The 19,524-nt window shown below is 37.3% G+C and carries 13 protein-coding genes and 1 other RNA gene; 6 read left to right on the plus strand and 8 right to left on the minus strand.

The window, feature by feature from the left end; genetic code table 11:
• Positions 1–3 precede the first annotated feature (3 nt).
• Positions 4–6,363 carry an HYR-like domain-containing protein gene (locus H3Z82_RS07615; RefSeq protein WP_182204395.1) on the minus strand — a complete coding sequence of 2,120 codons (6,360 nt, stop codon included), beginning with the start codon at positions 6,361–6,363 and terminating at the stop codon, positions 4–6.
• A 30-nt stretch (positions 6,364–6,393) separates the two neighbouring features.
• Entirely contained in the window at positions 6,394–6,918 is a 525-nt protein-coding gene (locus H3Z82_RS07620) for a hypothetical protein (protein WP_182204397.1), read from the minus strand.
• Positions 6,919–7,259: 341 nt separating this feature from the next.
• On the opposite strand from H3Z82_RS07620, the gene H3Z82_RS07625 reads away from it, so the two are divergent.
• The 4 genes from H3Z82_RS07625 to H3Z82_RS07640 all read left to right on the plus strand — a co-directional run bounded on the left by H3Z82_RS07625 (position 7,260) and on the right by H3Z82_RS07640 (position 11,490).
• Positions 7,260–7,745, plus strand: a complete 486-nt coding sequence (locus H3Z82_RS07625; protein ID WP_182204399.1) for a SixA phosphatase family protein — start codon at positions 7,260–7,262, stop codon at positions 7,743–7,745.
• Positions 7,746–7,896: 151 nt separating this feature from the next.
• On the plus strand, positions 7,897–9,957 hold the full coding sequence (ppk1, locus tag H3Z82_RS07630) for a polyphosphate kinase 1 (protein ID WP_182204402.1): 2,061 nt from the start codon (positions 7,897–7,899) through the stop codon (positions 9,955–9,957).
• A gap of 3 nt (positions 9,958–9,960) precedes the next feature.
• The gene (locus H3Z82_RS07635) at positions 9,961–10,869 is read left to right on the plus strand and encodes a Ppx/GppA phosphatase family protein (protein ID WP_182204404.1); all 909 of its coding nucleotides are present in this window, start codon (positions 9,961–9,963) and stop codon (positions 10,867–10,869) included.
• A 93-nt stretch (positions 10,870–10,962) separates the two neighbouring features.
• Entirely contained in the window at positions 10,963–11,490 is a 528-nt protein-coding gene (locus H3Z82_RS07640) for an outer membrane beta-barrel protein (RefSeq protein ID WP_182204406.1), read from the plus strand.
• A 346-nt stretch (positions 11,491–11,836) separates the two neighbouring features.
• Here the strand turns inward: H3Z82_RS07640 and miaE are convergent, their stop codons facing one another.
• The 3 genes from miaE to dnaX all read right to left on the minus strand — a co-directional run bounded on the left by miaE (position 11,837) and on the right by dnaX (position 14,877).
• Entirely contained in the window at positions 11,837–12,418 is a 582-nt protein-coding gene (gene miaE, locus H3Z82_RS07645; RefSeq protein WP_182204408.1) for a tRNA-(ms[2]io[6]A)-hydroxylase, read from the minus strand.
• Positions 12,419–12,564: 146 nt separating this feature from the next.
• Positions 12,565–13,125 carry a hypothetical protein gene (locus tag H3Z82_RS07650; protein ID WP_182204411.1) on the minus strand — a complete coding sequence of 187 codons (561 nt, stop codon included), beginning with the start codon at positions 13,123–13,125 and terminating at the stop codon, positions 12,565–12,567.
• 21 nt (positions 13,126–13,146) lie between these two features.
• The gene (gene dnaX / locus H3Z82_RS07655; protein ID WP_182204413.1) at positions 13,147–14,877 is read right to left on the minus strand and encodes a DNA polymerase III subunit gamma/tau; all 1,731 of its coding nucleotides are present in this window, start codon (positions 14,875–14,877) and stop codon (positions 13,147–13,149) included.
• 327 nt (positions 14,878–15,204) lie between these two features.
• On the opposite strand from dnaX, the gene rnpB reads away from it, so the two are divergent.
• Positions 15,205–15,566, plus strand: an RNA gene (gene rnpB / locus H3Z82_RS07660) — RNase P RNA component class A.
• Between the two features lie 149 nt (positions 15,567–15,715).
• Here the strand turns inward: rnpB and H3Z82_RS07665 are convergent.
• The 3 genes from H3Z82_RS07665 to H3Z82_RS07675 are packed head-to-tail and all read right to left on the minus strand — an operon-like array spanning position 15,716 to position 17,800.
• On the minus strand, positions 15,716–16,258 hold the full coding sequence (locus H3Z82_RS07665) for an RsmD family RNA methyltransferase (protein WP_182204415.1): 543 nt from the start codon (positions 16,256–16,258) through the stop codon (positions 15,716–15,718).
• The gene (locus tag H3Z82_RS07670; RefSeq protein WP_182204417.1) at positions 16,258–17,124 is read right to left on the minus strand and encodes a DUF3822 family protein; all 867 of its coding nucleotides are present in this window, start codon (positions 17,122–17,124) and stop codon (positions 16,258–16,260) included. Before H3Z82_RS07670 ends, H3Z82_RS07665 begins: the two co-directional genes overlap by 1 nt.
• Positions 17,075–17,800 carry a hypothetical protein gene (locus tag H3Z82_RS07675; protein WP_182204420.1) on the minus strand — a complete coding sequence of 242 codons (726 nt, stop codon included), beginning with the start codon at positions 17,798–17,800 and terminating at the stop codon, positions 17,075–17,077. The genes H3Z82_RS07670 and H3Z82_RS07675 overlap by 50 nt, the downstream gene beginning before the upstream one ends.
• A gap of 203 nt (positions 17,801–18,003) precedes the next feature.
• Between H3Z82_RS07675 and H3Z82_RS07680 the strand changes: the two genes are divergently transcribed.
• On the plus strand, positions 18,004–19,440 hold the full coding sequence (locus H3Z82_RS07680) for an ATP-dependent DNA helicase (RefSeq protein ID WP_182204500.1): 1,437 nt from the start codon (positions 18,004–18,006) through the stop codon (positions 19,438–19,440).
• The last annotated feature ends 84 nt before the right edge of the window (positions 19,441–19,524 follow it).

A 19,524-nucleotide genomic window follows, 5' to 3' on the forward strand; every position in this document is an offset into this window, starting at 1 on the left:
AATTTATTTGGTTGCAACGTAGATTGGGCCTGCGAAAGGTTTTAATCCACTATTTTTTAGATTAACGACATAGTAATAAGTTCCGGTTGGTACATAGTTAGAACTACCGATAGACGCTTTGGATGATGTCCCGTTCCAATCATTTTGATAATCATTGGACTCATAGACCATGGCACCCCAACGGTTGAATATTTGAACTTCTACTGTAAAGTTACAGCCTTCTACACCTGTGATGGCAAAGAAATCATTCTTACCGTCGGCGTAGGTTGTTACTGCTTTTGAAATGATAACATCATCAGCACCACATGGCAGTACCACACAATCGTCATTCAATGTAATATCAACAAGCGTTTCTGTTGGACAATACTCATCATCTGTAGCGTACATAAAAGTGTATGTGCCTAACTCCAATCCATACGGATTGAATATGCTACCATCTAAGCTTGCTGTACCTGTAACTACACTCCAGGTACCATTTGTATCATAAGAGCCACTCAACAAATCAAAAAGATTAAAGTTCAAGTCATCGCCGTTACATAGCTCAGTCCCGGTGGCCACAATGATGTTAACTGTGTTATCAACATTAATGGTTTGTGTGTAAACGGCCTCATTGTTGCAGAGGTCTGAAACTGTCCAAGTTCTTGTTATAACATATTGTAAGCTATCTTCAGAAGCAGTTGATGTTTCGTTAAAATTAACCTGAATGTCATCCGAACAAGCATCTTCAAACACCAATTCTGGAACTGGAGGAATGTTATCACACGTAATGGATATTTCCGACTCGTATTCGTTCACCAAATTTGGCGCTGTGATATCCTTGACGTGGATTGTCTGTGATGCGTTTGAAACATTGCCACAGGCATCCGTAGCCGTCCAAGTTCTTGTAATAGAATAATCACCTTCACAAGTTCCAGGAGTGCTCACATCTTCAAAGGTTAATGTTACCTCAGTACTACAAGCATCTGTTGCAGTAGCTTGAGCAAATTCAGGTGTAACTGAGCAGTCAACCGTCGTTTCGGCAGGTAACTCGGCAAATACTGGAGCTGTTATATCCTTAACGTTGATGGTTTGTGATGCCGTAGAAGCATTTCCACAAGTATCAGTAGCTGTCCAAGTTCTCGTAATAGAATATTCACCTTCGCAAGTGCCCGGTGTGGTCACATCGTTGAAGGTTAGAGTTACATCTGAACCACAAGCGTCTGATGCAACAGCTTGAGAAAACTCAGGTGTTACTGAGCAGTCAATCGTAGTTTCAGCTGGCAATGCAGCAATAACCGGAGCGGTAATATCCTGAACGTTGATAGTTTGTGATGCAGTAGAAGCATTTCCACAAGCATCGGTAGCGGTCCAAGTTCTGGTAATAGAGTAAGCTCCTTCACAAGTACCAGCAGTAGTAACATCTTCAAAAGTGAAGGTTATGTCGTCACCACTACATGCGTCTGAGGCAGTAGCTTGAGCAAACTCAACCGCAACTGAACAATCAATTGTAGTCTCAGCTGGTAAAGTATCAATAACTGGAGCTATGGTATCAGCAATAGTGAAAATAGCCGTAGTGCTTGATTCGTTTCCACAACTATCGGTAGCCGTAAATGTTACGGTTGCCGAGCCTGTTGCACCACAATCGTCAGAAAGACCATTAAAATCATTTGACCAAGTCACTATAGAGCAATTATCAGATGCAGTAGCACCCGCATTTCCATTTAACCAGTTTTCAAGATCTGTCATATTGCCTTGACCATCACATTCCACCGTTAAATTTGTGGCAGGTGTTATTACTGGCGCAACTACATCTTGTATCGCATAAGTTGCAGTAGTTGATGTGGAGTTACCACAGCCGTCAGAAACGGTAAAGATGACTTCAATTGGCGCAGAACAATCTGACGTTGCGCCATTATAGTTATTTGACCAAGTCAAATTAGTTGAGCACGAATCAGAAGCAGTGGCACCACCATTTGAGTTTAACCAAGCTTCAATATTGTTACTGTTTCCGGTGCCATCGCATTCAACAATAATATCTGTGGCCGGGTTCTCAATAACTGGTGCGGTATTGTCAACCACAAAAATAGTTTGGGTATCCGTAGTCGTGTTTCCACACTCATCTGTTACAGTCCAAGTTCTTGAAATAGAATACTCACCATCACAAGCTCCAGGAGCAACAACATCATCAAATGTTACTTGTACTGAACCACACATATCTTCACCAGTTGCGTATCCTGTAGCCGATGGATCAGTAGGTTCAGAACATTCAACAACTATATCTTCTGGAAGTGTTATTGTTGGAGCGGTGGTGTCAACAATTGAAATTGTTTGGACTTCAGAAACTGAATTACCACATTCATCTGTAGCGGTCCAAGTTCTTGATATTACTTGCGTAAGACCACACCCTTCCACGACATTATCTTCAAAAGTAACCACTGTCGTTCCACAGGTATCCGTTGCTGTAGCTTCACCAATCAATCTTGAAAGACCACTACACTCTAAAGTTACGTCAGCCGGTATTGTTAACACAGGCGGTGTGGTATCAACCACATTAATGGTTTGTGTATCTGATGTGGTGTTGCCACAATCATCTGTAGCCGTCCAAGTTCTGGTTATAACTTGGGTATTGCCACAGCCTTCTTCAAATGAATCTGTATATGTAATAGTTGCAGCGCCACAAGCATCTGTTGCGGTTGCATCTCCAGTGGCTGAAGGATCGGTAGATTCAGAGCATTCCACCGTAGCATCTACCGGCACGGAAAGAATAGGAGCAACAGTATCAACCATATTGATAGTTTGTGATGCAGTTGCGCTATTTCCACAGGCGTCCGTTGCGGTCCATGTTCTTGTGATGGCAAACTCACCTTCACAAGTGCCAGGAGTTGTAATATCCTCAAAAGTTAAAGTAAGGTCAGAATCACAAGCATCTGTAGCAACAGCTTGAGCAAACTCAGGTGTTACTGAACATTCAATTGTAGAATCCGCAGGCAGTGCTGCAAAAACTGGTGCAATTGTGTCTTGAACGCTGATGGTTTGTACGGCAGTAGCAACATTTCCACAAGTGTCCGTTGCGGTCCATGTTCTATTAATAGCATACTCACCTTCACAAGCGCCAGGCGTAATGACATCACTGAAAGTGATCTCAACATTTCCGCAAGAATCAGATACAATTGCAGTTCCGGTAGCAGAAGGATCAGTCAAGTCACCACATTCAACAATTTCATCTTGAGGTATCACAAGTGTTGGAGGGACATCATTTTCTATGGTAATAATCTGGGTGCTTGATGCTGTTTGGTCACAAGCGTCAGTAACAGAAAATGTTCTGGTTACGATGATTGGACATTCACCTGTAGAACTATCAATATAAGTGACATTAGTGATACTGTCACCACTAAAAGTTCCACCTTCAGTTAAAAACTCAGCAGTACCTATTGTTACCAAAGATTCACTGTAAGCTAATGAAGTCAAATCACCATTGGTAATGTCGTCAGTAGTACATCCACTAACGGTAATTGCTTCAGGTGCAGTAATTTCAATAGCATCTGTGTTTTCTGTAATAATTATAAAGGAGGCAGTTGCGGTACAATCCGTATCCGCGTCTGTAACGATTACAGTATAAGTACCGTCGGCTAGATTGGTCAAGGCTTCGGTATCCGTGTCAGGATCTTGTAACCCGTTGTATTCCCAATCAAAAGTATAATTTCCTGAGCCACCGCTGATGCTGATATCAATACTACCGCTATTGCTGTTAGCACATGTGTTATTTGTTTGCTCTTCAAGAGTAATGGTCGGACCTTCATAAACCGTAACGGTAATTGGTGTTCGCGTCGTATTCACACAATCGGCCGAAGTTCCTTCTGCTACATAATAGGTAAACTCTCCAGCCACACTTGTATCTGGAACCAATGTGCTTTGTCCTACCGTAGTTGGATTGTTGTCGGCATAATAGAACAAGGTATAATTAGGATCTGAAGCTTGAGCCGTTAAAGGATCTGCGGTTTCATCCAAACAGTAATCTACATCAGAAACAGATGGTGATGATGTTATATCTGTAACTTCAATCGTAAAAATATAACTACAAGTTGCGCTTCCAGGAGGTACTGCATAATATGTTACTTTACCTATAGTAGCTGGAAATGGATTTGAAGCATCATACTGAATGGAGCCATCTGTAACAGGGTAGGAGTCATAAAATAATGAACCTTGAGGGAATTGTGCTTGAATTTCTGAAACAGGAATACCGTTGGAATCAAAATTACAGTATAAAAATTCTCTTTCAATAGACACGCCTGTACAGTTATCAATGATATACTGTTCGGAATTAATATCTACTTGAATTGGATCCGTGTTTGGTTCTCCTTCACAAACCCCATCTTCCTGATATCCTTGTATCAAAGGTAAGGAATATTCAACGTTAGATGTGTCACCGGTACCGGCAATATAGCCACCTAAAATTACAATTTTAGGAGCACAGTCATTATTGATTAAAATGGAGCAGTCTTCAGTTGTTTTAAGTCTAAAGCGAATATCAGCCAGTAATTTTGTTAAATCCGTATCTAAAGGTAAATACGCAATATCCCAAACAATGGAACCCGTTGCACCCTCACTAGGATCAAAATATGGCGCGGTAGCATTAAACAAATTGTCATATTCATTAAACGTGATACTACCTGGAACAAATTCAGACGTAAACGGAATTGGAAGTACCAATTTTGCGTCTTTAATAGCTTCTGTACCTTTATTTCTGATTTCCAAGCCATACTCTATTTCATCTCCAGGAAGAGCAACATAAGGTGCGTTTACCGTGTTTCCTGCAATGTTTTGTATAGATAACAATCCTTCCGATTCAGGAATATAAGCATCTACCGAGAAAGTAATATTGAATATAATATAGGTGTCTTGAGTTGTACCATATTCAAATCGTGTAGAGGTCTGATTGTTGTCAATAATGGCGTTGTTGCTATTATCTAAGTCAAACATACTAATGTCCAATCCTGTGTTATTTAGTAGTGAGGGATTTCTCGTGCCCCCAGTTTGTATGGAGGAATTAAAAAAGTTAGTAATACTGTTTCCGTTATGACTTAGAGGCTCAAAAGCATTATCACTCTGTCTTTGAATCATGAAGTAATCGCCAGAAATATTGCGATCTCCTTCACCGGCCATAACCCCCAACTTCAAATTGACTGGACCATTTTGTGCAGAATTAAATCCTGAAACATCCAAGGTGTGGTTAACTGTAGTGCTACCTTCTACATAGGCATGACCGTCAAAAACGGTGATGTCTTTCCATTTCATTTGTGAATTCTCGTAAACTACAACCATTCCCCAACCACCGTAATAACCGGTAGAACCTCCTTCTCCTTCAACAAGAGCTATATCTGCTACATGATAAAGACCATCTTTTCCATTGTTTCTTACATAATCAGTAACGTCAACATAAGCTGAATACATATCACCATCGATTCCTGAAGGATAATAAATATCGTCCGCATTTGCAGTTAACTGTGTGTAAGACGTTGCATTAGGGCCTTTAATGGAAATTTTTCTTTTATCGAAAGTTTTAGAAACCTGAACAACTTCTGGAATTGTTTCGTTAAATGTAACATCAACATAAGCTCTATTTGAACCAAGTAATCGTAAACGGTTAAGGTTTAAGGTGTAGTCAGAATTTGAAAAAACAGTATAAGGTACATCCAAATAGGCATTAAAATTACTCAAGCTGCTCGTTGGGACATCGGTTTGAGCACCACCATTTACTGATACTTTTAGATATCTATTGGCGGCGCTAAAGCTCGTGTTATAAAAGAACTCAACAGTGTCGCCACTTCCAGAAGAGGTAAACCTAAATGTGGTAACCGAACCGGAGACACTTCTTGTTAAGAAATAATTTGTATTTGGAATGGCATCGCCATCATATATGACCTCGCTAGAAGTAACTTGTTGTGTAATGCTATTGCCGGTACTGACATCCTTAGTAACCGAAAACGTGTTGTCGGCTCTTGATCTTCCGGTCCAATACAGTCCTGCGTAAACAATGTTGGAACAATCTGGGTTTGCTCCAAACTCATCTGAGAAAGTTAACGTTGCTGCGGACGAATTGAACGTGTTGGGATCATTGTCAATATCGACATATTTCATAGCGGAACTGTTGTTCCCGTTATTGTCATAGTTAACCAAAGTCAAATTGGTATTTCCCAACATAGTAAAGTCACCCTTTATATTATAAATGGTTTTGTCGGGCGTAAATACTGAAGACCTTGGAGTGAAGTCTACCCTGACCTGAGCATAGGTATGAAGTGAGGTAGACAAGGCGACAACCATAACCAATACGAGCTGTAGTATTGATTTTAGGTTATTTGTTTTTGCTGAGTATAATTTTTTCATAGTGATAACTTTTAAAGAAGTCAGTAGGTATTATGAACGTTTATAAGAACTGTAAAAGAATATGATCTCGGGATCAGCATTCTTAAGGAATGACCTAATCTGGTTTTCGGAAATAGGAAATTCACATTTTAAATAAATATATTTCAAATGGCTAAACCCTCTTATGGCAGCCACGTCAAAAGTGTTTCTCAAATCGTTTTCAGAAGTCAAGTTTATGGTGATGAGTTCAATTTTATTATAAAGCGCGTTTCTTTTTGAAACAAAATTGAACGATTGGGTATCCAGGAATTTTAAGACTACTGGAGCGCCAACGCCTTCAACATTTAAAATTCCATTGTTTTTTACAAAAACGGTAGAATTTAAATTGTACAGCAAATCATATGGAAATTCGGAGGTATCATTAGAACTTCTTTTGTGAATGCTAGCACCCTGAGTAACTGTCAGATCACGATCAGACAAATTGTGAATGACATTTTCCTGTGAAAAAACAGTACCAGAGAAAAGTCCAATAAGTATTATCATACTTAAAAACTTTGTGTTAAATTTGGAGTTCATAGTCCTAAATAGTTTAATTTATCTAATTGTTTTATGACCATGGTCGCCTTTTTTACTGGCTGCCAGGTAATATGTTTTTATTTTAAGCTACCCCTTGATATAAATGGATATGCCGAAAATGAATGTGCTTAAATATGTTGAGGGAAGAAGCATTGCATAACAATGCAGGAATGGATTCATTAACATGTCTGTGATTTGGGGTCATTTACATTAATTATTAGAACAAAGCAACAGATAAGAATTAGTTAAAACAAAAATAAATGTTGAAGAGACGAAAATAATCGATAACAAGGACATACGCAACACTTTATCGATAAAAGATGCACTTAATCGAACAAAATATGAAGACAATTGTACTGATAAGACATGCAAAATCCTCTTGGGACCACGATGTCAGTGACTTAAACAGGCCTTTAAGCAAGCGAGGTTTTACTGATGCTAATCTGGTTTCGAAAGCGTTTAAATCTTATGGTTTTAGCCCTGATGCTATTTATTCCAGTCCAGCAAATAGAGCCATTACGACCTGTAGTATATTCATGGAAAACTTGAATTTTTCGAAAGATTTGTTAACCATAGACCATAAAATCTACGATTTTGGAGGTAATCAGGTTCGACGTTTTTTAAAATCGTTAAACGAAGGTTTGCAGAAAGTCGTGATATTTGGCCATAATCATGCGTTTACCTCGCTGGTTAATAGTTTTGGCGATTTAGACATTGATAATTTACCAACATCTGGTTTGGTCATGATTGACTTTAACGTGAATCATTGGCAAGATATAGGACAAGGAGAGACCAAATTGTACTTAAAACCAAAAGATTTTAAATAAATGATCTTACTTTTGAGACAAAGTCAGTTCCGTTTCTATAGATTTCGGATCGATTTCTGAAAAAACTAATCGCTATATCTTATATAGTGACTTTCGTTTTAAGTTTTAAATAGAATATATTTGTGATAGATTAAAACCAGTCCGCACTTTAATGGTAAAAGATATAAATTCCAATACATACATCAATAGAGAGTTGAGCTGGTTACAGTTTAACGAACGGGTTCTGCAGGAAGCAGAAGATGAAACTGTTCCGCTTATTGAGCGTCTTCGGTTTTTGGGCATTTTTTCAAACAATTTAGATGAGTTCTTTAAAGTGAGATATGCCACTGTAAAACGAATCGATGAAGCAGGAAAAACTGGTAAAAGTGAGCTTGGAGGTATTTCAGCAGGCGAGTTGTTGGAAATTATCACACAAATTGTAATCAAGCAACAAAGTGATAGCCTTGAAATTTTAGCAACCATCCACAAACGGTTGGAAGATCAAAACATTCATATTGTCAATGAAACACAAATTGACGATTCTCAGCACCGTTTTATAAAAAAATATTTTCTTCAGCATGTGAGCCCTGCCTTGGTTATCATCATTTTGAGCGATCTGGTGAAACTGCCCACATTAAAAGACAGTGCAGCGTATCTTGCCGTTAAAATGGTGTTTAGCAACAAAAAAAAGCAATTTGCTCTTATTGAGATTCCTAAAACATTAGATCGGTTTGTTGTTTTACCAAAAAAGGGACGTGATAATTACATCATTATGATAGATGATTTATTACGCTATTGTCTGAATGATATTTTTAATATTTTTAAATATGAATCGGTTTCGGCCCACATGATTAAAATAACTCGCGATGGCGAATTGGATTTTGAAAGTGACCTGAGTAAGAGTTTTATAGAAAAGATTTCTGATAGTGTCAAGCATCGACAATTAGGAGAGCCGGTTAGATTTGTGTATGATAAAACCATTGATGAGGAGACTTTGAAACTGCTTATGAACATAATGGGTATTGACTCTAAAGACAGTATTATTCCTGGTGGGCGTTACCATAATAGGCGTGATTATATGGATTTTCCGAGTTTGGGAAGAACCGATTTATTATATGAGAAAATAACCCCATTGCCAATTAAAGGATTGAGTTTAGAGACGAGTATCTTTAATAATATTGCAAAAAAGGATTATTTGCTGCATACACCGTATCAGACCTTTACTTATGTTGTGAAGTTTTTAAGAGAAGCCGCCTTGGATCCTAAAGTAAAGAACATAAAAATTACCATTTATCGTTTGGCGCAAATATCGCATGTGGCAAGTTCGTTGATCAATGCTGCAAAAAACGGTAAAAAAGTTACCGTAGCCATAGAGCTCCAGGCGCGTTTTGATGAACAGGCCAATATTGATTATGCTGAACAAATGCAGACGGATGGTATCAATCTCCTGTTTGGTGTTAAAGGACTTAAGGTCCATAGTAAAATGTGTGTCATTGAGCGAGAAGAAAATAATAAAATCAAACGATACGGGTTTTTAAGTACGGGTAATTTCAATGAATCTACAGCTAAACTTTATACGGATTACACTTTATTTACCTCCGACCAACGAATTTTAAAAGACGTGGTCAAAGTTTTTGATTTTTTTGAAATCAATTATAAAATTTTTAGATATAAACATATTATCGTATCTCCACATTATACCAAAACAAAATTGTTTAAGCTGATTGATGCTGAAATTGAAAACGTCAAAAACGGCAAACCAGCTTATATGAAATTGAAGCTCAATAGTCTTTCAAGTTACATGATGGTTGATAAGCTTTACGAAGCCAGTAGAGCGGGAGTAAAAATCCAAATGATTGTAAGGGGCATTTGTTGTTTGGTTCCTGGCATCAAGGGAATGAGTGAAAATATAGAAGTGATCAGCATCATTGATAAGTTTTTGGAGCATACAAGGTTATTGGTATTTTGTAACAACGATGACCCCAAGATCTTTATTTCTTCGGCAGATTGGATGTCAAGAAATATTGAAAATAGGGTGGAAGTCACCTGTCCTATTTATGATCAAGACATTAAAAATGAGCTATTGGATGTTTTTGAAATTGCCTGGAACGACAATGTTAAGGCGCGCCTATTGTGTGGCACGCATGAAAACAAATATAGACATAACCACTTACCCAAAGTAAGATCGCAATTTGAGATCTATAACTACTACGTCAATAAACTACAAGATTAAACTATGCTGAACATTAAAAAATATGCGGCTATTGATATTGGTTCCAATGCGGTACGCTTGCTTATTTCAAACATAATTGAACAAAAAGGTAAACCAACTCTATTTAGAAAGAGCTCCTTGGTACGTGTACCAATACGTTTAGGAGCAGACGTTTTTTTAAATCAAAAAATTTCTAAAGAAAATGAATTGCGTATGGTAGATACCATGAACGCTTTTAAATTACTCATGAGATCGCATAGGGTAGTTGCCTATAAAGCTTGCGCCACCTCTGCAATGCGTGAAGCTGAAAACGGAAGTGACATTGTGAAATTGATTAAAAAACAAACCAAAATAAAGATTGATGTTATTGATGGTGAAGAGGAAGCATCCATTATTGCCGCTACAGATTTAAACCAATTTATAGACCGGACAAAAACTTATCTGTATGTGGATGTCGGTGGTGGTAGCACTGAGTTTTCTGTGATTCATAAAGGGGAAACAGCAGCTTCAAAATCATTTAAAATTGGAACAGTAAGATTATTGAATGATATCGTTCAAAAAGAGGTCTGGTTGGAATTGGAGGCGTGGATCAAAGAAAGTACTAAAGATTATGAGAAAATTGAACTGTTGGGTTCCGGTGGAAACATTAATAAAATTTTCAAAATTTCAGGAAGGGCTGCAGGTAAGCCATTAACTTATTTCTATTTAACCTCTTACTACAACATGCTCCAAACCTATAGTTATGAAGAACGTATTACAGAGTTGGACCTTAATCAAGATAGAGCCGATGTAATTATTCCTGCTACACGAATTTACCTTTCAGCCATGAAATGGAGTAATGCCAAGTATATTTACGTACCGAAAATTGGGCTTTCTGACGGGATTGTAAAAAGTGTTTATTTTGGAACGGTCTCAAGTGTAAACTTGGTATAGATTAGCCGTTTATCTTCTTTTTATTGTTACATATCTAATATTTCATTAGAATAATAATATTCAATATATATTCACAGCCTCAAATCATGAATTATGAAAAAACTATTTACACTATTGCTTATCGCAAGTATGACGACTTTGTCATTTTCTCAAGACATCAGTTATGGGGTTCACTTTGCCACCAATGTCTCTAATATGGATTATGAAGTGGATGGGATCAGGACCAATCCACATCGAAACGGATTTGTTTTTGGTGCCTTTGTTGATTTTGGATTGACCGAAACGCTTGCTGTTATGACTGAGCTACAGTATTCGCCAGAAGGTGCTAATTTACAGCATTATAAAACTGATTACCTCAACCTTCCGGTGATATTGAACTACAATATTTTTGGAGGATTCAAGGTTGGTGTTGGCCCTCAAGTGGGGCTTAAAATCCATAAGCACCGTGACGGATTTAAGAACCTTGTATTCTCAGGTGTAGGTCTTGCTGAATATATGATTACTGAGGAGTTTGGAATTGATTTCCGTTATTTGTACGGAATTTCAAACGTGTTTGATGATGAGCTTAACATTAAAGCAACTCAAGGTGTGATGCAGTTTGGCTTCACCTACAGACTTTAAAATTGCTCAAAACATAAATAGCTAAATCACACATGGACTAAAGTGCTATAGGTTTCTAAAACAGATTGAAAGTCTCTTACACCTGCCTGACGCCAATCAGGTTCGTGAAATTTATGCTAATAAATTAAGCCTCTTTTTTCAGGGAGCTAATGAATCTATGAAAACCTATCGGCCGGCAGGTTCGTGATCCCGATAGTTAGCGGGAGGGGTCAAAATTTTTAGAAGCTAAAGCGAGACGCACTAAAGTACATAGTTTTAACTTATTCTGAGACCAAAAAAGCTCCATCATTGTGGAGCTTTATGCATTCTAAGCCTATTTAAGACTTAAAATTTGATGTATAAGAGATTACCCGTGAATTGTTTCGCTCTTACTTAAATTTTTCATGATTTCTGCTTCATAATCCAACAGATCATTCCATTTTTTATCCACTTCCTTTCGGTCGCCATATTGTCTGGCAAAACCTAAAAACATAGTGTAATGATTGGCCTCGCTAACCATCAATTTTCGGTAGAATTCTGCCAGCTCCTTATCCTCCAATTCCTCAGAGAGCAATCGGAAGCGTTCACAGCTTCTCGCTTCAATTAGAGCCGCATAGAGTAGCCTATGGACTAATTGCGTAGTCCTGCTACCACCTTTCGGGAAGAACTTGAGTAATTGCACTACATAATCGTCTTTTCGATCTCTACCCAGGGTCCAACCGTTTTCTAGTATTTTGTCGTGCACCATTTTAAAATGGCTGATTTCCTCTTTAACCAAAGCTACCATTTCCTGTACTAACTCCGTATATTCAGGGAAACTTACAATGAGTGATATGGCCGTACTGGTCGCTTTTTGTTCGCAATAGGCATGATCTGTTAAGATGTCTTCTATGTTTTTTTCAACAATATTGACCCAACGTGGATCTGTAGGTAATTTTAATCCGAGCATAATTTTTAATTTAAAAGGTTAACCTCCTTTTATTATATATCTAAATAACAATTTGATTTCCTAATTTCTGCCGCTAACATAACGATAATTTTCACGACATCCTTTTCTTTCTTCCCTGCTATTTATGTCGAACAGAAAATTTATCTCTACCCACGTTCTTCAATCAATTTAAATGACTTTTGACCATAACCGTCAATGGAGATTCTATACATTTTAAATGCCATATTTCTTGGGTTGATAAAAGACATTTCCAGTTTGATATCATCAACTGTAGAAAGTTCTTGATTTAGCCAGACATGTTGCAAGGTGGCATTGTTCCAGAATTGATCAGTTGAATTGCCTTTAAATTGCATTGCAGAAATGTGCGTTCTGAAAATGTCTTTAGATGCTTTGGAAATAACAACCTCTGATTCAAAAACACGATGATAATTAACTTCCCCTAGGTTGGAGTTCGTAGAACTAAGGATTAAAATTTGATTATCACTTAAAGAGTAGTTTTTAATGTGGACATTCGTTGTATTTGCAATAAGTGTGTCGGTCACTATTTCCACATGAGCTTCAGGATGATATTTGACCGTTTCTAAAACTCTATGCTTTTGATTGAATTCTGAAATAGATTGTTCCAATGCTTCTTTTTTGGTTTGTCGTTTATCACAGTTGAAGCATAGGACTGAAATTAGGATTAGTATGATAAAGGAATTTTTCATATTAAAAACGTAACTTTGCGCCTATACATCAAGTCCAAAGGTTTTTCTCAAAAGTTCAAGATTTGGATTTTTCTCTTTCAGTTTCTCATACTTCTCAAGTGGAGTAAAGGCATATTTTTTAGCGACTTCCTCATTGACATCAACATATAAGGTGAGATCAAAGTTCCGAACAGCCTTTCTGAGATGTTCCATCAACGGAAACTGTGCACGCTCCAATTCTATCTTGAGGGATTCATTGGGAAATTCAACATGTATTTTTGTGCCATCTAATCTTGGTTTGCTCATTTCCAGAATGGACACCATGATTTTTTCTCCTTTCTGATTTAAAGCTGCTATATAATCCGTCCATGCTTCATGGAAAGCTTCAGGGGTAAAATCCTCTTTTGGTAAATCGTTAGGATCAATGACCACCTCCATTTGTTTGATGAGATGCTCTTTTTTGGCCTTAATACTTTTTAATGAAAGTCCCGAAGTACGTTTTGGATCAGGTTTCAAATCAATTTTCGGAATCACCTGTTGGGCCGCTGGATTTGATTTCTTCGTAGTGCCTGTTTCCGTATCGGTTGGTGAAGGTTCGGCAGCCTTGTTTCTGGCTGGAGATTCATGTTTTGGAAGCGTTACAGGAATAGGAGTAATGCCTTTCGATTTGAAATAAGAAGCTGGAATTATGTAGTGACTGCTATTTTTTTTTTCTCCATCAAAAGTGATAGAGGCAAGCTGCATTAACGTGAGTTCAACGAGAAGACGCTGATTTTTACTGCTTTTAAATTTGAGATCACAGTCATTGGCAAGCTCGATACCTTTCATCAAGAATTCATAGGAGGCTTTCCTACATTGTTCCATGTATTTTATCTTAGTGTCTTCGCCAACTTCAAGGAGTTCTACGGTCTGTTCATTCTTACAGACCATTAAATCCCTAAAATGCGACGCTAAGCCTGCAATATAATGATGTCCGTCAAAACCTTTGGCTAAGGTATCATTAAATAAAATAAGTAGCTCGGGAATTTTATTTTCTAAAATTAGGTCGGTACTGGTAAAGTAGGTTTCGTAATCAAGAACATTTAAGTTCTCGGTTACGGCCTGCCTTGTCAGGTTTTTACCAGAAAAACTGACCACCCGATCGAATATTGAAAGCGCATCCCGCATAGCACCATCGGCTTTCTGGGCAATGATGTGGAGTGCGTCATCTTCAGCATCAATACCTTGTTCCTCGGCAATATATTTCAAATAGTCCTTTGCATCTTTAACCGTGATACGTTTAAAATCGAAGATTTGGCAACGCGATAAGATCGTTGGGATAATTTTATGCTTTTCAGTCGTCGCCAAAATGAAAACACAGTGTTTTGGCGGCTCTTCCAAGGTTTTTAAAAACGCATTAAAAGCGGCTTGAGATAACATGTGGACCTCATCAATAATATACACTTTATATTTTCCAACTTGTGGTGGAATTCTAACTTGGTCTGTTAAATTCCTGATATCGTCCACCGAGTTATTGGAGGCGGCATCAAGCTCAAAAATATTGAAGGCAAAATCTTCGTCTTCTTTCTCAGTGCCATCACTATTGATCATTTTAGCTAATATACGTGCGCAGGTTGTTTTACCAACCCCACGTGGTCCTGTAAACAATAACGCTTGTGCTAAATGATGATTCTCAATGGCATTCATCAACGTATTGGTAATAGCCTGCTGGCCCACAACATCCTTAAAGGTCTGTGGTCTGTACTTACGCGCCGATACTACAAAATGTTCCATTGTTTATACTGAATTCAGTTGTGCGTTATCATGATGCAAAACTTGAATTAACAAAGTTAAAAATTCGGTTCTAATAAAGGAATGACATCCTATGATTTTAATATTAGTTATTAACAAAAGCGTTAGGAGTTGAGATTTATGATGTCTAAAAAAGTACTCTAAGCTGTTAACACCCAAAAATTTTGAGTAGTTAAGCAACTTTGGGCACCCTAAGTAGTTACAACTTTAGGTGTTTAAATGTTAAGCATTTAAAACTTTACATTAACTTTGCAATTAAGTAAATCGCCTTATCGCTAAATGTTCAACTTGATTGAACGTCTCATATTTTGAGTTGAAAGATTCATTTATGAGATCCCCGCTTTCGCGAGGATTTGGAGGAAAGTCCGAACACCGTAGTGCAACATAATGGTTAATGGCCATCGGTCGTGAGATCAGGAAAAGTGCAACAGAAAGTATGTACAGGTTAAGCTGTAGTGAAACCAGGTAAACTCTATGTGGTGCAATGTCATGTATACCAACGTCCAGTCCCAATCGGGATCGGGAAAGGGCGGCACGCTCGATTGTTGGAGGGTAGACAGCTAAAGTGTACTGGTAACAGTGCATTCAGATAAATGATAAGGTACTTTTCTTTTTGGAATTCATTTCAAACTGAAAATGGACAGAATTCGGCTTACAGATTTACTTATTTAAAACAGGCTCCTTGTGTATTCAAGGAGCTTTGTTTATTTAGTGAAAGCCATTTTCTAAAAGTCAAAGACGCATTGGATTATGTTGGTTGAACTAATCCTGCTTTCGGGCGGGGAATCTATACTCAAACTTAAAAGCGGAGCGTTGTTTTCTATTCAATTTTCTCAAAAAAACTGAACAAACTACTGCCGTATTTTTTGAAGTAACTAAAATATGGCAGGTGAGAAAGGTCCATCTGTTCGGCATGCTCTACTATCAAAAGACCTTCATCATCTAAAAGATCATTTTGAAATACCAATTCAGGTATTTTGGAAAACTCATCCAAACTGTAAGCGTAAGGTGGATCTACAAAAATAACATCTGATTTAAGCTTTGTAGTCTCCAAGAATTTAAACACATCACTTTTGACTGTTCTAATGGGCATTTGAAATTCATCTGCTGTATTGTTTATGAATTTGATACAGCCAAAATTTTCATCCACTGAGGTGATGTTCTCTGTGCCTCTAGAAGCAAACTCAAAGCTGATGCTTCCAGTTCCGGCAAATAAGTCCAATACTGAAATCTCATCAAAATAATAGAGGTTATTCAAAATGTTGAAAATGGCCTCTTTTGCCATATCCGTCGTAGGACGTACCGGTAACTTTTTCGGTGGCATGATGCGTCTTCCTTTAAATTGACCTGAGATAATTCGCATTAGTTGAAACTATTTAAAATAAGTGTGTGCTCATGTTTTGATTGGATCTGATTAGCGTCCTCAAAGGTATAGGGTTTTGAAGGCTCATCAAATTCGACGTATCTGATGTAGGTATAAAGCAATTGGTACAATTCATCTCCTTTGGTGATACGGCCAGTCAGTTTGACAATAACAGTTTCCGTGTTCAACTTTAATTGTTCAATAGCGAAGAGTACAAAATAGATAAAATCTTCTTTTGTGAAATATTCAAAGGTATTGTATAATTGAAGTTTTCCTGCCTTTATCGCTACCATTTCGAAGTGATAGGGTGCTACGTTGATATATATATGGTCTTCGTTAGCATCTACTTTAATCTCTTTTAAAATTTGCTCTAAAAAGATGGAGGAAGCGTGTTTGTATTCAAATTCGCCATAGGTTTCAAATAAATAATTATTGATATTGATATAGGGAACAAATACATTAATGCTATCAATGGCCTCTATTTTATCGTATGATATAAAGTCGGTCTTAATAATTTTTGAACTAAATTTCAGATAATCTGCCGCATTTTGTTCTTCAAAAAATGCTGCAGGTACCAGATTAGAAAGTTCGTTCTGAAAAAGTACCAACACCGTATCGAAAGGTTGAGAAAGCAAAGGTTCATTAGTAATGACTGCTTGCAATTCTTCCAGTACTGCCTCTGGCGTCAATTTGCTTTTAAATTCAATTCGCTTTAAAAATTCAACTTCAGAATCACGACTGTTAAAGATACAAAAAGAAAGTCCACTCAAACTAATTTGAATGGACAGCTTTCTAAGGTTATTTAATTCCAATGTACTAATCAGTTGAATAGTTTTTAGGCCAGTTTCCAATGGTTTTGACTTCATCCATAGAACCTACCATAAGTTTTGGTCCGTTAACGCCATCTACAGAAACCACTTGTTTTTCCTTTGCAATTAGATTCTTGTCTTCGCCATCAAGAATGATAGCTTTGTCCACGCTAGCTTCAAACACAGGAATATTATCCAATAATCCGGCTTTCAAGTCGAACTTTGCACCAGGTTTTCCAACCGGTACATTCATCATGGTCTTATATCTCGTATCTGCACCAAATAAAGAATCCTTTACCGATACAAAATCCAAAGTATCAATAATCACAATATCTCTTGTCATTGTCACACCACCAAATCGTCTGGTCATTTCCTCATCTACAATGGTTGAATCTCTACGTTGAGTAATTGTAAATTTAGCAGTATCAATAAATTTTACCAGATTATCAAAGTTATCCGTAAACTTCCCGTTAACTTGTTTGTACGCTAATTCTGCATCTCTAATGTCTTTTAGTTTTTCAATAACTACATGATAGCGTTTCTCCTTAAGTTCATTAAATTGAATCTCTCCATAAACAGACATGAAGGTAGAATAGCCGAGAAAAGCAATAATTCCCCAAAGTAAAATGTGTAGAATTGGCTTAAAGTTTTGTGGTACAAATTTGTCTATCAACCAAACGATTCCAATCGTGAGAAGGATAACAATTACAATAGCAAGAATTACTGTTAGCATAGTTTGTGTGTTTATTTTTTATAATTGGTCTAACGCAAATCTACAATTTTTTTTAATTCACGAAAACCAAACCTAATAAAAATGATGTAATAAAAAAATGAATTTAAAATAAATTAGTTCTACTTGTTAAAAAGTATGTCATAAAGTTACAACAATTCTTTATATACCTTACCTTTCCGTTTTAGAAAATGACGCATTATAACATGAACGCCTCCGAATTTTATAAACATTTAAAACAGAAATTTCCATTTGAACCTACGCCGAAGCAAAATATTGCTCTTGATCAACTGTCAGATTTTGTTTTTAATACAGATTCCAATCAATTATATCTTTTAAAAGGATTTGCTGGAACTGGAAAAACAAGTATCATCGGGACCTTGGTTTCCAATTTATGGCACATAAAAAAAAGTGCCATTTTGATGGCACCAACAGGAAGAGCGGCCAAGGTTATTTCCAATTATTCAGGCAAGGAAGCCTTCACCATTCATAAAAAAATATATTTTCCAAAAAAAGATAAAGGTGGAGGTGTCAAATTTGTAATGCAGCCCAATAAGCATCGGAATACGATATTTATAGTTGACGAAGCTTCCATGATTCCTGATGCACCTTCAGATTCAAAATTTCACGAAAACGGATCGCTTTTGGATGATTTAATGCAATATGTATATTCTGGGCATCACTGCAAATTGTTGCTGATTGGTGATAAAGCCCAACTTCCACCAGTTAAATCGGATTTAAGCCCGGCCTTGGACAATGTGCAGCTCAACCTAAATTACAACAAAAACGTTATTGCCATTGAACTGGATGAAGTTGTGAGACAAGATCAGGATTCTGGAATTTTGATGAATGCAACCAATCTGCGTGAAACATTGGAAGGCGAATTTTACGAAGCCTTTAAATTTGATTTAGAGGGCTACTCGGATGTTGTAAGATTAATTGATGGTTATGAGATTATGGACGCTATCAATGATGGGTATTCAGATCAGGGGCATGAGGAGACAGCGATTATTGTAAGAAGTAACAAGCGGGCAAATTTATATAATAAACAAGTTAGGGAGCGCATATTACATAACGAAAATGAACTTACTGTTGGGGACTTTCTAATGGTGGTCAAAAACAATTATTTTTGGGTCAAACCTACTTCAGAAGCTGGATTTATTGCGAATGGTGATATCATTCAAGTTCTGGAAATTTTCAGTTTGCAAGATTTGTACGGATTCAGATTTGCCGAGGTCAAGGTGCAAATGGTTGATTATCCGAAAATGGCACCTTTTGAAACGGTACTCCTTTTAGATACCATTGAGTCGGAATCGCCGTCATTGCCCTATGAAGAATCCAACCGGCTCTACCAAGAGGTCCAAAAGGATTATGTTGATGAAACATCCAATTATAAAAAGTTTCTAAAAATCAAGAATAACAAGCATTTCAATGCGTTGCAGGTCAAGTTTTCTTACGCAATTACCTGTCATAAATCGCAAGGAGGCCAATGGCATACGGTTTTTGTGGAGCAACCCTATCTACCCAACGGTATCGATAAAGACTATTTGAGATGGCTGTACACGGCAATTACCAGGGCAAAGGATAAATTATATTTAATTGGTTTCCCCGACGAGTTTTTTGTTTCCAATAGTGGGTTTTAACGTTCCAAGATTTATGAGATTTTAAAATAATCAATTATCCTGCACTTACCATTCAACTATTTCATCCTTTAATTACCAACATAC

Origin of the sequence: Gelidibacter maritimus (genome assembly GCF_014062315.1) — a bacterium.
Lineage (GTDB): Bacteria > Bacteroidota > Bacteroidia > Flavobacteriales > Flavobacteriaceae > Gelidibacter > Gelidibacter maritimus.

What these genes read in the sequence shown, in the direction of transcription:
- H3Z82_RS07625 (WP_182204399.1), top strand. Translation starts at nt 7,260, where the DNA reads ATGAAGACAATTGTACTGATAAGACATGCAAAATCCTCTTGGGACCAC.
- H3Z82_RS07615 (WP_182204395.1), bottom strand. Translation starts at nt 6,363, where the DNA reads ATGAAAAAATTATACTCAGCAAAAACAAATAACCTAAAATCAATACTA.
- H3Z82_RS07665 (WP_182204415.1), bottom strand. Translation starts at nt 16,258, where the DNA reads ATGCGAATTATCTCAGGTCAATTTAAAGGAAGACGCATCATGCCACCG.
- ppk1 (WP_182204402.1), top strand. Translation starts at nt 7,897, where the DNA reads ATGGTAAAAGATATAAATTCCAATACATACATCAATAGAGAGTTGAGC.
- H3Z82_RS07635 (WP_182204404.1), top strand. Translation starts at nt 9,961, where the DNA reads ATGCTGAACATTAAAAAATATGCGGCTATTGATATTGGTTCCAATGCG.
- H3Z82_RS07650 (WP_182204411.1), bottom strand. Translation starts at nt 13,125, where the DNA reads ATGAAAAATTCCTTTATCATACTAATCCTAATTTCAGTCCTATGCTTC.
- miaE (WP_182204408.1), bottom strand. Translation starts at nt 12,418, where the DNA reads ATGCTCGGATTAAAATTACCTACAGATCCACGTTGGGTCAATATTGTT.
- dnaX (WP_182204413.1), bottom strand. Translation starts at nt 14,877, where the DNA reads ATGGAACATTTTGTAGTATCGGCGCGTAAGTACAGACCACAGACCTTT.
- H3Z82_RS07680 (WP_182204500.1), top strand. Translation starts at nt 18,004, where the DNA reads ATGAACGCCTCCGAATTTTATAAACATTTAAAACAGAAATTTCCATTT.
- H3Z82_RS07670 (WP_182204417.1), bottom strand. Translation starts at nt 17,124, where the DNA reads ATGAAGTCAAAACCATTGGAAACTGGCCTAAAAACTATTCAACTGATT.
- H3Z82_RS07620 (WP_182204397.1), bottom strand. Translation starts at nt 6,918, where the DNA reads ATGAACTCCAAATTTAACACAAAGTTTTTAAGTATGATAATACTTATT.
- H3Z82_RS07640 (WP_182204406.1), top strand. Translation starts at nt 10,963, where the DNA reads ATGAAAAAACTATTTACACTATTGCTTATCGCAAGTATGACGACTTTG.
- H3Z82_RS07675 (WP_182204420.1), bottom strand. Translation starts at nt 17,800, where the DNA reads ATGCTAACAGTAATTCTTGCTATTGTAATTGTTATCCTTCTCACGATT.